The organism is Nostoc sp. (genome assembly GCF_036917635.1).
Lineage (GTDB): Bacteria > Cyanobacteriota > Cyanobacteriia > Cyanobacteriales > Nostocaceae > Nostoc.
Genome location: NZ_JBALCW010000047.1, coordinates 74,146 through 88,703, shown reverse-complemented (window position 1 = coordinate 88,703; position 14,558 = coordinate 74,146). Strand labels below are relative to the sequence as shown.

11 protein-coding genes are annotated in these 14,558 nt (G+C 41.3%); 5 read left to right on the top strand and 6 right to left on the bottom strand.

The window, feature by feature from the left end:
- The first annotated feature begins 153 nt into the window (after positions 1–153).
- Complete coding sequence (locus tag V7K32_RS13215) at positions 154–1,428, top strand: type IV pilus twitching motility protein PilT (protein WP_334993840.1); 1,275 nt, start codon at positions 154–156, stop codon at positions 1,426–1,428.
- Positions 1,429–1,618: 190 nt separating this feature from the next.
- A complete protein-coding gene (locus V7K32_RS13210; RefSeq protein ID WP_334993838.1) occupies positions 1,619–2,386 on the top strand; it encodes a circadian clock KaiB family protein in 768 nt (255 codons plus the stop codon).
- Between the two features lie 575 nt (positions 2,387–2,961).
- On the opposite strand, the gene V7K32_RS13205 is transcribed toward V7K32_RS13210, so the two are convergent.
- The 3 genes from V7K32_RS13205 to V7K32_RS13195 all read right to left on the bottom strand — a co-directional run bounded on the left by V7K32_RS13205 (position 2,962) and on the right by V7K32_RS13195 (position 8,152).
- Positions 2,962–3,873 (bottom strand): M23 family metallopeptidase, encoded by a 912-nt coding sequence (locus tag V7K32_RS13205; RefSeq protein ID WP_334993836.1) that lies wholly within the window; start codon positions 3,871–3,873, stop codon positions 2,962–2,964.
- A gap of 186 nt (positions 3,874–4,059) precedes the next feature.
- The gene (locus V7K32_RS13200) at positions 4,060–4,497 is read right to left on the bottom strand and encodes a DUF6918 family protein (protein WP_334993834.1); all 438 of its coding nucleotides are present in this window, start codon (positions 4,495–4,497) and stop codon (positions 4,060–4,062) included.
- Positions 4,498–4,822: 325 nt separating this feature from the next.
- Positions 4,823–8,152, bottom strand: a complete 3,330-nt coding sequence (locus tag V7K32_RS13195; RefSeq protein WP_334993832.1) for an efflux RND transporter permease subunit — start codon at positions 8,150–8,152, stop codon at positions 4,823–4,825.
- 337 nt (positions 8,153–8,489) lie between these two features.
- Between V7K32_RS13195 and V7K32_RS13190 the strand changes: the two genes are divergently transcribed.
- Together V7K32_RS13190 and V7K32_RS13185 are read left to right on the top strand one after the other, a co-directional pair.
- Positions 8,490–8,819 carry a papain fold toxin domain-containing protein gene (locus V7K32_RS13190; protein WP_334993954.1) on the top strand — a complete coding sequence of 110 codons (330 nt, stop codon included), beginning with the start codon at positions 8,490–8,492 and terminating at the stop codon, positions 8,817–8,819.
- A 32-nt stretch (positions 8,820–8,851) separates the two neighbouring features.
- Complete coding sequence (locus tag V7K32_RS13185) at positions 8,852–9,220, top strand: hypothetical protein (RefSeq protein ID WP_334993830.1); 369 nt, start codon at positions 8,852–8,854, stop codon at positions 9,218–9,220.
- 269 nt (positions 9,221–9,489) lie between these two features.
- Here V7K32_RS13185 and V7K32_RS13180 read toward each other — a convergent pair whose 3' ends face one another.
- Positions 9,490–11,142 (bottom strand): mechanosensitive ion channel family protein, encoded by a 1,653-nt coding sequence (locus V7K32_RS13180; RefSeq protein ID WP_334993828.1) that lies wholly within the window; start codon positions 11,140–11,142, stop codon positions 9,490–9,492.
- Positions 11,143–11,527: 385 nt separating this feature from the next.
- Here V7K32_RS13180 and ahcY point away from each other — a divergent pair, with 385 nt between their 5' ends.
- Positions 11,528–12,805 (top strand): adenosylhomocysteinase, encoded by a 1,278-nt coding sequence (gene ahcY, locus V7K32_RS13175; RefSeq protein WP_334993826.1) that lies wholly within the window; start codon positions 11,528–11,530, stop codon positions 12,803–12,805.
- A 231-nt stretch (positions 12,806–13,036) separates the two neighbouring features.
- On the opposite strand, the gene V7K32_RS13170 is transcribed toward ahcY, so the two are convergent.
- Positions 13,037–13,447 (bottom strand): hypothetical protein, encoded by a 411-nt coding sequence (locus V7K32_RS13170; protein WP_334993824.1) that lies wholly within the window; start codon positions 13,445–13,447, stop codon positions 13,037–13,039.
- Entirely contained in the window at positions 13,434–14,492 is a 1,059-nt protein-coding gene (locus tag V7K32_RS13165; RefSeq protein ID WP_334993822.1) for a DNA methyltransferase, read from the bottom strand. Before V7K32_RS13165 ends, V7K32_RS13170 begins: the two co-directional genes overlap by 14 nt.
- Positions 14,493–14,558: the final 66 nt, after the last annotated feature.

Here is a 14,558-nt window from a genome sequence, read left to right as displayed (position 1 = left end):
TGAGGTCGATGAAATGGATTGAACATGGTTCAAGAGTTTCAATCGCCTCCTATCACCACTAAAGCTGGCGTGCAACCACTCTCCAAAAGTCATCAAAGTAAGTGACTTGACTTCTCGTTAATTCAACTTTTTAACTGCCAAATGTGAAGATATATGACACAATCACAGTCTCCATCAAATTCTAACTCTGCTGCTCCCCGTAACCTGCCACCAATGCCGCCGCCACCACCGCCAACCTCTAGTACCCAGAGGCAGATGACACAAACATTGGATATGTCAGATAGGAGTGCTAACCCGCCGGTTGCAGGTCATCGTCCGGTTAGTCCACCGCCAATACCTACTTCAGTTCTCTCTAAAAACAGCAGTGCCGGGCCTACTTTAGAGAAGTTAATCAGGGAAGCTTACGATGAGGGATATTCTGACTTGCACTTGGGTGTAGGTGAAGTACCCCGTTTCCGCAGCCGAGGAGAAATTCAATCATGGGATTATCCAGAAACAGATAAAGAAGCTTTCATGAATTGGTTGCGGGAGGTGATGAGTGAGGTAGAAATTCAGCGCTTTGAAGAACACTTAGAATTTGACGGAGCAACTCAATATGACTTTGCTCGCGTGCGGATTAATGTTTTTGGTACCCTTAGAGGACCTGCGATGGTGTTGCGGTTGATTCCGCTAAAAATCTTAACTATGGAACAGTTGAGATTACCCCCAATTTTTCGGGATATTTGCCATCATCACAAAGGTTTAATTTTAGTGACTGGGCCGACTGGTTCTGGTAAGTCCACCACAATGGCGGCGATGGTTGACTACATCAATAAGGAGATGGCCAAGCATATCATCACCATTGAAGACCCGATAGAATTTATCCATCAAAGCCGCAAGTCTTTAGTCAAACAACGGGAAGTAGGAATGCATACCCGGAAATTTGACAACGCTTTGAAAGCAGCTTTGCGGGAAGATCCAGATTTGATTCTGGTGGGGGAAATGCGGGATAAGGAAACAGTTAACACCGCCCTAAAAGCCGCTCAGACTGGTCACTTAGTTATGGGAACCCTGCACACCAATAGCGCTGTCAAAACCATTGAGCGGATTCTCAATCTCTACTCTGGTGACGAACAGGATGCAATGCGGGTGGCAATTTCTGAGTCTTTGGTGGCTGTAATTGCCCAAGGTTTGTGCCGCACAACTGACGGAAAGCGGGCTGCTTTCCACGATGTGCTGATTAATACTGAGGCTATTAAAGAATGGATCAAAGACGGTAAGTATGATGAAATTGGCGAGTTGATGAAACAAGCTAGCTTTGACGGCATGATTACTATGAATCAGTCGTTGCTCAATCTCTATCAAGACGGTCGCATCACTGAAGAGACTGCTTTAGAAATGTCGCCAACTCCAAACGAAATGGCACAGTTTCTCCGAGGTCGAGTTTAAGATTAGGCATTGGGCATTGGGCATTGGGCATTGGTTATTAATTATTCTCCTCTGCTCCCCCTGCTCCCCCTGCTCCCTCATCCCCCACTCCCCACTCCCCACTCCCAAATATCTTTCTCATCCTGGTTGAGGTTATAGCTAAGGTAAAAGGTAAAAGAGAGAATTTTTTACTTTTAGCTTCTTAACCTCTGTGAATAATTTGACGACAAACAAACTATCTACACCCCAGTTGTTTAAAGGCATTGCCCTATTTACACCTGGAGGAGATTTGATTTACTGCATCGACCCTAGCAAACAAGGTCGATGGCATTTGCATTTGTGTTCGGCTTTGCAAGAAATCCTAGATTTACCAGAGCTACCGCACTTTTTAGTGCCTTGTTATACTGCGACTATTGACCATTGGTTAGATCCACGTACTCAAAAAGTGCGTACTTTTGCTGAAGCTTATCCGGCTGTCATTAGACATCAAGCTTTACTTAATGCCATTTTTGGCACAGGGGAGTTAGTATGGCAAGCAGCTCCTTGGCAAGAGGGGTTGTGCGATCGCATGGTATTAACAAGTTATCGTTCGTCATTCCCGCAGCTTTGGGAGGATCACGATTTAATTGTCCGTCTAGACCTTTCTGAACCTGTGCCAAAATACCACCAGCCAGTAATTGTACAAAAAAAGGAAGCCATCACACAAGGTTATGTTCTGCGATTGTTTGTTGCTGGACATAGCAGTACCACCGAACGCATTCTGCAAAATTTACACGAATTGTTGGAGCGATCGCTGGGACATCCTTATACTCTAAAAGTGATTGATGTTTTAACTCATCCAGAACAAGCAGAACTCAATCAGGTTTCTGCAACTCCTACCCTTGTCAAAGTTTGGCCACACCCAATTCGGCGAATCGTTGGAGAGTTGGATCATGTAGAAAAAATTTTACAGATGTTAGCTGCTAAGGAAAAATTTTAAGTTTTATCACGAATTAAGGGTTAAAAGTGAAACGCAGAGGTTTAATAGATGGCAATTGCTTTCGCTAGAAATCAAAGAAAGTCTGTACTAAGCTCATGGATAAAAAACCGCTTTTCAATCAGACTAGTTTTTTGGATCAGTGCGCGAATGGGTAGGTGTTGGTGAAGAGGTGACTACAAAAATGCCTGAATTGCCGTGTATGCAACATTTGACGGCTGTAGAATCTTTAAACTATCCGCGCACCTTATGTGGACTGCCTTTCAGCTATTTTCGTTTAGCACAATTGCCACTTCTCATGTTATAATTTTCCTATTCGCGCTATTGAACCTTGAAAACCAAATAACACAGGGCTTTCAGACGCCAGCGATTGCAATCAACTAAAATCCCTATTAGGGATTGAAACCATGAAAAGGCAGGAATTGTCCATACTAAAGGAAATTGCAATCAACTAAAATCCCTATTAGGGATTGAAACTGGACAGTACAAAGAAGCAATGACAATTCAAATGGACTGAGTTAGCAAATTGATCAACTCAAGCGATCGCTTGCACTACAGTCAAATATTTTATGATAACTTTATGGCGATTTTGTTAAATTATAAAACTTGTCAGAACGCATCTGAGTGCCATTTCGCCAAACTTCCACTTTTTCAGGGGTAACTAAATAATAAAAACTACCATTATCTGCTCGATATCTGCCTTTGCCAATATTTAAAGCTGCAATTTTTATAGGCTTGGTAGGGTCTTGTTTCAACTGTCCAATATAAAATAACTGACCATTTTCTTCACAGACTTTTACACGAATACTTGCAGTCTCACCCTGAATAATGGTAACTCCATTGCATTTATTATCACTGCTAACAGGTGCAAAACCTATTGGAATTGGCTGTGAAGGTGAAACTTGTTTTGCTAGTAGGGGTGTTGAGACTGGGTGGTTCTGGTTATCCACTTGCTGTTTAGCAGCAGATGCAACACTTGCAGTTAAAGATGTTAGCATCCGAAGGGGGTCAACTGCTATTAGACCATTTGCATGAACTTCAAAGTGCAGATGAGGCGCTGTACTATTGCCTGTAGATCCCATCTCAGCAATAATTTGACCTTGAATGACCTCTTGACCTTTCCTCACCAACAAACGGCGATTGTGACCATAAACAGTGATACTGCCGTCAAGATGTTTAATAGTTATAGCATTGCCTAATCCCCAATTATCCCAACCGGCTTTGATGACTGTACCAGATGCAGCAGCAACAATTGGAGTACCAGATGCCCCTGCTATATCAATTCCTTCATGTTGATATTTGCGGAAGCCTTGAGAAATAAACCCTTGAGTCGGCCAGATTAAGTTAGAAGCAGGGATAGGAGTTTGCTTAATTGGAGAATCGTCTGCTAACTGTGTTAAGGCAGGTGTACTTGTACTTAATACGGCGGTTAAGGATATTAACCCAATTAGTCCATAAGTGCGGTATCGATAAAGGGTAACTTTTTTCATAGGAATACACGGGATGCGGGAAACTCAGCAATTCATGATTATTTGCTGTTTCAAGCTGACTCGGTAAATATCAGGAAATTTAGCAGATATAACACCTTGGCGCTACAAGTATAATCTTTTTACTGTATGCCAGCCACCGACGCATCGAACGCTGGCATACGTTTATTGTGATTCTTCCCTTCTGGCTCAGGACTTAGTGTAATTATTGATTACTTTGGCTAATTCTGGCACTGCTTCTTCTACGTGCTTTTTGGCTGAACCGCGAAGTTTTTCATAGGTTCCTCGCACGATTTGACGCTTGGCGTTCTTGACTCTAGCATCGGTGACACCCAGTAGCGCGTCTGCCGTCTGAGAACGATTTGCATTCAGGTATTCAATTGGATCGCCTTTCTGTACGCCTTGACTCCAGATGGGATCAAGTGCTGTGAAGCACTGCGGTAAAATCTGCTCAACCACGTAGGGGATATACCCTGGCTTAACCCCTTTCAGGGCGGCGAAGGCAGTTTTTAAAGCGATGCCACTGATGCCTGACTTGGATGCAAGCTGTCCTTCAATCATGTTGCAACAGTCATCTATGACCATAGCCTTTTTGGTCGGGTTCAAAAGTCCCTCACTCAGTCCCATTTCACTTTTCCTTATCTAAGTACTTAATTTCTATTCGACTAATTTTTTTAGCAAGCAGGAAATTACAGAAAATCGTATCAGAGTTAGAGGATGTTATGAATATAAGCTGTCTGTCTGGGTGTACATAGGTCAATTGGGGTCAATTTAAGTTTGCTGGGTAAGCAAGTTCGTAGTGAGTTAGTCGCTCAAAGGGGTTTCCCCCATGAGCGACTAACGAACCTGTTGGGTAACGACTTTAAGTCTTTATTTTCTAAGCACTAAAGTCGTTACTACAAACTTTTCAAAACTAGGCAGTTTGCTAGAGAGATTTAGGTAGGGACAAAAATTAGGTTATCCCATCTTGCTGAGACCTGAACTGTGTCTCTGGGTGACTTGAGCCAGCAGGCAAAATATGTTCAGATCCCGAAGCTCCATTTGGAGAATCTGGAGGTTTTGAGCCACCCGATCGCTTCGGATAAAATATAGCCTCAGCCAAGCTCTTAACCAAAATATACAAAATTGGCACTAAGAACAAACTTAAGAACGTTGAAAGCATCAGCCCCCCAAAGAGCGCTGTTCCTAAAGACCAACGACTGCTGGCTCCAGCCCCTTGAGAGATCACCAAGGGCAAAAATCCTAACAGCGCTGCAAAGGAAGTCATTAAGATGGGTCGCAGACGTTCTTGCCCCGCTTTCACCGCCGCCCGTGTGTAGCTCATGCCTTGCTCATGCTGCTGATTGGCAAATTCCACGACTAAAATCGCGTTCTTTGCGGCTAGACCAATCAAAGTCACTAGACCTACCTGGCAATAAATATCATCCACCACTTTGGGGAAGAGGCTACCTGCCATGAAAATATTAGAACGTACCCAAATCGCCGTCATTGCTCCCAATACTGCGAGGGGAACTGTCAGCAAAATAATGATCGGGTCAATGTAGCTTTCATACTGAGCCGCTAGCACCAGAAAGACAATAACGAAGGCGAAGGCAAAAATTAAGCCGGTAGATCCCCCAGATGTCTTTTCCTGGAGATAAGTCCCAGTCCACTCATAACCAAACCCTTGAGGTAAGACCTCTGCTGCTAGTTTCTCCATTGCTTGAATCGCCTGTCCAGAACTAGCGCCAGGAGCCGGAGAACCCTGGACTTTGATTGACCTGTATAAGTTGTAATGGGAGATAGTTTTCGGCCCTACAAAGGGAGTAACTTTCACCAGATTGCTCAATGGAATCATCGCCCCACTTGCAGAGCGAACGTACAGCTTGCCAATATCATCTGGATTAGAGCGGAAAATTCCATCTGCTTGGACATATACTCGATACTGTCGCTGTCCCTGCACAAAGTCATTCACATATTGCGACCCCAAGTAACTTTGCAATGCCCCAAAGATGTCGTTGAGTTCAACGCCGAGAGCTTTGGCTTGGTTGCGGTTCACTTGGATGTCAAACTGAGGAGTGTCTGCGGTGAACTGAGTGAAGACTCGTTGCAGAGCAGGGTTTTTATTGGCCGCCCCAATAAATTTTTGAGCAGTATCAAGCAGGGTTTGAATCGGCGCACTTCCGGTTTTATCTTGAATGATAAACTCAAAACCACCTGTACTACTTAATCCTCTAACTGGAGGAGCATTCACAGCGATCGCTCTAGCATCTGTAATTGTAGAGAGCTTTTTGTTCATCCTCTGAAGGATTCCATAGACAGACTGAGATTCTTCAGTTCTCTCTTTCCAGGGTTTCAGGTTAGCAAAGGCAATGCCTAAATTGGAAGCATTGCCATCGAAACCAAAGCCACTGATCATAAAACTAACTTTAACTTCGGGAATCGATGTTACTTCTTTGGCAACCCGCTCCATCACAGATTCGGTGTATTTCAAAGAAACCCCATCAGGCCCTTGGACAACTACAAAGAAGTACCCCTGATCTTCCTCTGGAATAAACCCAGTCGGAACTGCTTTGTACATGAAAACCGTTGCTACTAAACCAGCAATGAAAACCCCAATTACAATCGGCTTGATATGGGTAAGGTAACTAACAAACCCAACATAGCGGCGTGTAAACCAGCTAAATCCCCGATTAAACAGCCCAAAAAACCACCCCAAAGGCCCGCGTGGAGTCTGAGCAGGGCGCATGAGGATGGCTGCCATACTCGGAGAGAAAGTTAAAGCATTGAAGGTCGAAATGGCAATAGAGCAAGCAACCGTTAACCCAAATTGCTTGTAGACAATCCCAGTTGTACCGGGAATGAATGTAACTGGAATGAATACTGCCATGAGTACAAGTGAAGTAGCAATGACTGCCCCAGTTAACTCTTTCATGGCTTCCATCGCAGCCTCCAAGGGCCTCAACCCCTGCTCCAGTTTGACTGCAACTGCCTCTACCACAATAATGGCATCATCGACAACAAGACCGATCGCCAGCACAAAACCAAATAAAGTTAGTGTATTAATCTGAAATCCTAAAACCAACAGAGCCGCACACGTCCCTACCAGGGAAACGGGGATCGCTACAGTGGGAATGATCGTGGTACGCCAGTCTTGCAAAAAGACAAAAATTACCAAGACCACCAGGATAATCGCTTCAACCAGAGTCTGGAGAACTTCTTCTAAAGAAATTTCTACAAATGGAGTCGTATCAAATGCCACTTGTCCTTTGAGTCCAGGTGGAAAATTCTTCTCTAGTATTTTGATTTGGTCTTCAACAGCATGGGCAACATCCAGGGCATTACTACCGGGAAGTTGATATATCCCCAAACCGACGGCTGGCTTGGGAGCATTTCCTGGAATGGTAAATTTGGCATCAGCCAGATAGCTCTCGGCTCCTAGTTCAACTCGACCGATATCTCTGAGCTTAACTAGGGTGCTATTGGTGCTATTGGTGCTATTGGTGCTATTAGTAGTGCCATTAGTGCCACCTTGACTCACCTTCAGCACCATATCCTCAAATTCAGCCGCATCTTTAAATCGACTGGTTGCCCGTAAAGCAAATTCAAAGCTTTGATTATCTGGTGCTGGTTCCTTACCAATAGCCCCTGCACCCACCTGTATATTTTGTTCTTGCAGGGCAGTTGTCACATCTTGAGGAGTTAGTTGATGTTGGGCAAGCTTGTTAGGATCAAGCCAAAGACGCATCGCATATTTGCGCTCCCCAAAAATCGTAGCTTTTCCTACACCAGGAAGCCGTTTAACCTGATCGAGAATATACAGATCGACATAGTTGCTGATAAAAATGTTGTCATACTCATTATTATCTGAGTAAAACCCATAGACCAGAAGCAGACTGCTTGATGCCGTTTCAACGGTGACACCTGTTCGCTGAATAGTATCTGGCAATTGAGGTGAAGCAAGTCCTTCTTTATTTTGAACGTTTACTTGAGCAATATCGCTATTGACATCAGTTGGGAAGGAGACAGTTATATTGCTGGAACCATCATTACCCGTATTAGAAGATATATAGGATACATTTTTAACACCATTAATTTGTCGCTCAATAATGTTGGTGACAGTGCTTTCTGTTGTTTGAGCATCCGCACCAGTATTGTTGGAGCTAACGGTGATTTGCACTGGGGCGAGGTCTGGTAGCTGAGAAATGGGAAGGATCGGAATACAAATGCTTCCCAGCAGCAAAATGATGAACGTGCAGACCGTCGTTAGTACTGGCCGTCTGATGAAGGTATTGACAAACATAAATCAAGCAATAAAGGAAAAGGTCAAAACTCGTCATTGAGGTAGTAGCTTGTTATTAATATAAGAATTTATTAAGGTTTAGTGTTGGCGATCGCCCAAAATTGGGCATGGGGCATGGGGCAAACTCCTCATTTTCCTCAAGCGACTCGATACGGAAATCACCTTACATCTTCGCCCTCATCACGCGCCGGGACAATCTGCTGAAACTGTGATATCGCTATAGAGAGGATGAAAAATTCAGCTTAATAAAAGTTTGGACTTGCAGGAATCACGGTTTAGTATGTGACAAGCGAGCAATTTTTAGGATGTATGATTGAGCAGGTTATCCACTGAATAAATTTATCAAGCACTTGGCAATATTTCCTCTCAATTTAAAAATCTTGAATGTGACAAATGTGCCATAGCATTGAAGTCATGGAGCGATTCTAATGGAATGGAGGGAAAAATTATAAAGCTCAGAACTAAAAAGCGAAATGATTTTTTTATAATTAGTAATCGTTACAGTGATAGTGAGTCAATTACTGATAATGGCATTCATTACGGTGTAGAAGTTTACGGACTGGTTTTTGATAATCTTTCACCTCAAGGATTACCCCGTGATGAATGGATAAATGATTTTGACTGTCGAAGTGGGGAATTTTATTTAGAAGAGTTAGATAATTTATAAAATATCAAGCCAGACGAGAAGGAGAAAATATTATGAGCGGAGTGTATGAAATTTTAGCAAAAATTCAAGCCAAACCAGGGATGTATATTGGTCGTCCTTCTGTGAGCGATTTATTTATGTTTTTGGTTGGGTATGAATGTTCTCGGAGTGAATTGGAAATTGAAAATACTGAGGATGAAGAAGATTTTTATGGAGAGTTTCAGCCTTGGTTACAGAAAAAGCTGGGAATAACAACGGTAAGCTCTTGGGCGAAAATGATTATGCTTTACTGTCACGATGAAAGGGCTGGTTTTGAAAAGTTCTTTAATTTGTTGAATGAGTTTAAACAACGAAATCAGAATTTAGATGCAAATGAGGTTAATAATATATCTGAAGTAGTGGCGACTCCTGTAAAACATTGAAAATTATTAAGCATCACAATCAATCGGCTGACCGTTGAAATGGTTGTAAATATCCTCTGGGTTAAACCAGCTTGGCAGTGAGTGTGCGCTCTGCATCCAAATATCCCTCGCCATTATCATCAAACAAGCCACGAACAATCTTAACTCTGGACAGTGGTGTTTTACCGTTAGCCAAATTTTGAAAGTCTTTTGTAATCTCGTAGGGTGGATCACAGCTTGCCGTAATCCACCCTATATTTATAAGTTACAGATTAACAATATCTTTATTTCTAATTAGATTTCCCATTTCCGTGAAAATTTAACACCTGATCGTCATTCACCCAAATCGCTTGTTGAGGCACAGAAATGGAAATTTCGGCTTCATCTAGAGCAACTTTCAGGCGGCGGCGAAATTCCCGCGCTACATCCCATTGTTTCAGAGGTTGTGTTTTAATCCAGACACGAATAATTAAACCGCGATCGCCAAATTGATCTATTCCCAAAACTTGTGGCGGTTCCAAAATTTTATGCTGCCATTCTATTTCTTGATTCATCATCTCGCAAACAGTTTCAATCAATTTCAAAGCCTCTTCTGTATTCGCTTGGTAGGCAATGGGAACCGTTAAATCGGCTCGTGACCAACGACTAGAAAGATTAGCAACAACTTTAATTTCACCATTGGGAATCGTGATCAACCGCCCTTCTGAATCCCGCACTTGGGTCATCCGCAGATTCAGATTTTCTACTAAGCCTCCCACGTCTCCTACAGTAATCACATCGCCTAAAGCATACTGGTCTTCTAGAATGATCAAAAAACCGTTAATTGCATCTTTAATTAAGTTTTGCGAGGCCAGAGAAACCGCAACACCAACTAAGCTCGCACCCGCTAGCAAGGGAACGATATCTATCCCCAAGGACACCAGTGCTAGCAAGATTCCAACTCCCACCCAGATAAGAGTAGCAATACTTTTAGTCACACCAGAAAATGTGGAAACTCGCAGTTGCAGCCGTTCAGAACTTTCTGGGGTTAAGAAAGCACCACTAATGATCAGAGTGGTGGTAAAGCGGTCAACTAAGGCGTAAGTAAAACGGATCACTACATAGGTTCCCAGGAACACGACACCTAATCGCAAAGGAAATTGGGCGGCAGTGATAATTCCTAGCTGAAACCCTCGTGTATAAGGAAATAGACCCAAAATAAAGAAGCTTCCACTTGCCCAAATTCCAGCTTGACTTAGCTGAAATAATCGTCTTTTGACTTCTTGAAGATGGTGCTTTTGCTGTTTATTCAGTTGTGTTGTAATTGGTTGAGCTGCTGCTGGTGAAATTGGGGAGTTTAGGTGGTCTGTGGCGGATTGGGAGGCAATGGGATCTACTAAATCCTTTTTGGAACGCTGCTCCCATTTATATACCCCCAAACTCATGATAATCATTGCCAGTCCGATACCCGCAGCAATTTTACCTTGGTCGATTAAAAATGGAGTTTGTCTTTCTTGCTTTGCTTGTTCCAAGTCTTCTTGTAAGGCTTCGGCGACTTGATTTGCCGATGTCGATATATCTACCTGTCGCAGTGCAGCATCCTCAGAAGTGATGGTCATCAAATATTGACCATTGACATAAATTACTGGTAATTCATTTACTTTCCTAACTTGTACTTTAACTGCTGTTTTTGCTGGTGAGTGAAAGTAATTTTGACCAATTTTTTGCAACTTCTTTTGAATATTTTCTGAACGCTCAGGAAAGTTGGCTTTTGATGCCGCTATCTGAAATAATCGACGACCATCTAAATAAATCCAACCGGAAACAACTCGATTATTTGACTCATTACTCACACTGCTGGGAGCTTGCAGTTGCGGTAAAAAAGGAATTTGGGCTGTGGCTTTTGGCACTGAGACAACGGCTATGGCCATTGAACTAGCGATCGCCAAAAATTGAAATCGCACTCATACACCTCCTTGAGTAAAATCTACTATTGACGACTTCTCTAATCATCCTCTGCAATTACTTTGGGTAGATGTACTTATCTTAAGTTAAGGTTTTACCTTTAACTAATTTTGAGATTTTTTGATTATTTATATCTTTAGACAGATGACAATATCCTGAAAATTCGGTATCAAAGCTGAAAATAGTCTGATTCTGACGAAAAGATAAAACAAAGAAGAAGAACTAGGAGATGAAGTTGACATAATGCCGATCAAACGTCAAGCTAGTTTTGAGGGCTATTGCTAGTAGTTTGCTTTATTTTAAGCAAAAATTGCCAGTCGTAGAATAACCTAGTAGAGTGCGTAAAATTTACGTAGCTTTTTTAATATTTTGAGGTAACTTTTGATGACCGCAACTTCTCCCCGATTAAAGCACGAGGTTAAAGACCTCGCCCTAGCAGCCTTGGGAAGACAGCGCATTGAATGGGCTGGACGCGAAATGCCAGTTTTGCGGCAAATCCGCGATCGCTTCGCCATCGAGAAACCCTTCGCTGGTTTACGCCTTGTAGCTTGCGCCCACATTACAACAGAAACAGCACATTTGGCGATCGCTCTGAAAGCCGGTGGTGCAGATGCGCTTTTAATTGCTAGCAATCCCTTATCAACGCAAGATGACGTAGCCGCTAGCCTCGTCTTGGATCATGAAATTCCCGTCTTTGCTCAAAAAGGCGAAGATAACGAAACTTATAACCGCCACGTTCAAATAGCTTTAGATCATCGCCCCAACATTATTGTTGATGACGGTAGCGATGTGGTTGCAACTCTGATACAAGAACGCCAACACCAAATCGCTGATTTGATTGGTAGCACCGAAGAAACCACCACCGGGATCGTGCGACTACGCGCCATGTTTAGAGAAGGCGTTCTCACCTTCCCCGCAGTCAACGTCAACGACGCTGATACCAAGCACTTCTTTGATAATCGCTATGGTACTGGGCAATCAACCCTAGATGGCATTATCCGCGCCACAAATATTTTGTTGGCTGGTAAAAATATTGTCGTCGTCGGTTATGGCTGGTGTGGTAAAGGTACAGCCCTCCGCGCCCGTGGCATGGGTGCTAACGTCATCGTCACCGAAATCGACCCCATCAAGGCAATTGAAGCCGTAATGGATGGTTTCCGCGTCCTGCCAATGGCTAAAGCTGCACCTGAAGGTGATATCTTTATCACTGTGACTGGTAACAAGCACGTCGTTCGTGGTGAACACTTCGATGTCATGAAAGATGGTGCGATCGTTTGTAACTCTGGTCACTTCGACTTAGAACTTGATTTGAAATACTTGGCTGCACAAGCGAAGGAAGTTAAAGAAGTTCGTCCTTTCACTGAAGAGTATAAATTGAAAAATGGTAAATCAGTTGTCGTTCTTGGACAAGGACGCTTGATTAACCTAGCTGCGGCTGAAGGACACCCAAGCGCAGTTATGGATATGAGTTTTGCAAACCAAGCTTTGGCTTGTGAATACCTGGTGAAGAATAAAGGAAAGTTGGAACCAGGTTTGCACTCAATTCCTGTTGAAGTCGATCAAGAAATTGCTCGGTTGAAGTTGGAAGCTATTGGAATCAAAATTGATAGCTTGACAGCAGATCAAATTGAGTACATCAATTCTTGGACAAGTGGAACTTGATACATTGATTAATTGATTTTTTAGGGGATAGGCTTTTGGGCTTATCCCTTTTTTTATAATTTATTTAGTGTTACTTCAGTATAAACAAAACATCAGCATAACTTTGGTATTCATTGTTATTAAATGACCAAGTTAATAAGAGTTTATCTTTATTAAAAGAACGTGTATTTAGATATTCCTCAATTTTCTGTTTTAACAGAGTATAATCTCTTTTGAGCTTCCAACTATCTTCTAAAGAATTAGTATAGTATCGACAACAATTAAAAATAAGCGATTACTTGCATCAAATCTCTGACTACCTTGTTGCTCATATAGCCAACGTAAAAGCTCATCAGGTTGTTCTACTGTTTCATTTATAATATCTTTTCTGATTTTAACAAAATTATTGTAAAAATCTTGTATATCTTGATTTGAGCTTTCCGTAAAAGCTGTAATCAAATCAATTAATAGATCATTTTCGTTTCGAGTTTTATCAAAAGGAATACCAAATTTTTTTGCTCCCTCTTTTAAATCAGATATTTCTTTTATTTTTAACTGTCTTGCCCTTCTTTTATTTTCCATGAAACCTTTAGGAAAATAAGTTACTTTTAGGTCAAAAGGTATATTGTCAATAAAAAAATCAACTTGTTTAATTTGCCCCACAGTGATCAGTTAATATAAGTGAAATGGTTCCATCAGGGCAATTATTGAGAATTTTTCGATTATCACCTTGAATAATCGCTACTTCAGTTTTGTTATAAATAACATCTTCTAGTCTTTTAGATACCTGATAATTTTTTTCAAATTCATCTTGTTCAATGGATTTTAATAAGCTATTTGCACGTTTAATAAAACAATTCCAAACATTGATTTCAAAATGTAGTGTTGGTCTCCAATATCCTATAACCCAACTACCAACTTCTATTTTATTTGTTGGCTGAGATTTTGTTTTACCTCTTCCTGTAATTGCAAAAACCATATTAGACATTTGACCTGAAGCAGATGTTAATGAGAGCAATAATGCAGATTTGATTGTATCTGGTTGTTTATGAATTGCATCAAGTAGTAAATCTATATTATATAATGCGCGACCTGTGAATAAATCTTTCAGTGTTAAAGAATCATTTGTATTTATTCGGCTATTTTGAAAAAACTTAATTGGACGAGGTATTTGAGGTTGATATGCTTCAAATTCTTTCAATAGTTGATAGTCAGAGTTAGTTGGTAACCTTTTATCACCTTCATTTCTTTTTCGTGATAAATGCCAGACTGAATTTAGTTTATTTCCATTCCATAAATAGTGAGTCGCAAATTTTCCATCTTCTAGTAAGTAAGTTTTATAGATTTGTGATTTAACACTTATTTCTAATTCATGAATTGCTTCTTTTAAAAGATTTGGACTTGGTAAAGCAATTAATAAATTCGATAATTCTATTGCTATAGGATTAATATCAATACCTATAAACCGTCTTTTCCTAATTGCTGCTTCACGAGCTACTAAACCTGAGCCTAAAAAAGGATCTAAAACTATGTCACCCTTTTTTGTTAAATTTTCAATTATAAATGCTAGGGATTCAATTGGTTTCTTCCCCCAATATTTATGAAAAGCAGCTAATCCTTTGTAGCCTTTTGGTAATACTATTGTTTCAGGACTTGTATGAGTCAGTTCTGCTTCAAATAAGTTTAATTGTTTAAAACTAGATTTCATGATTTATGTAATAATTTAAAGTATGTGGTATTTCAAATATATAACTTAACAAGTTTGTATTTGATA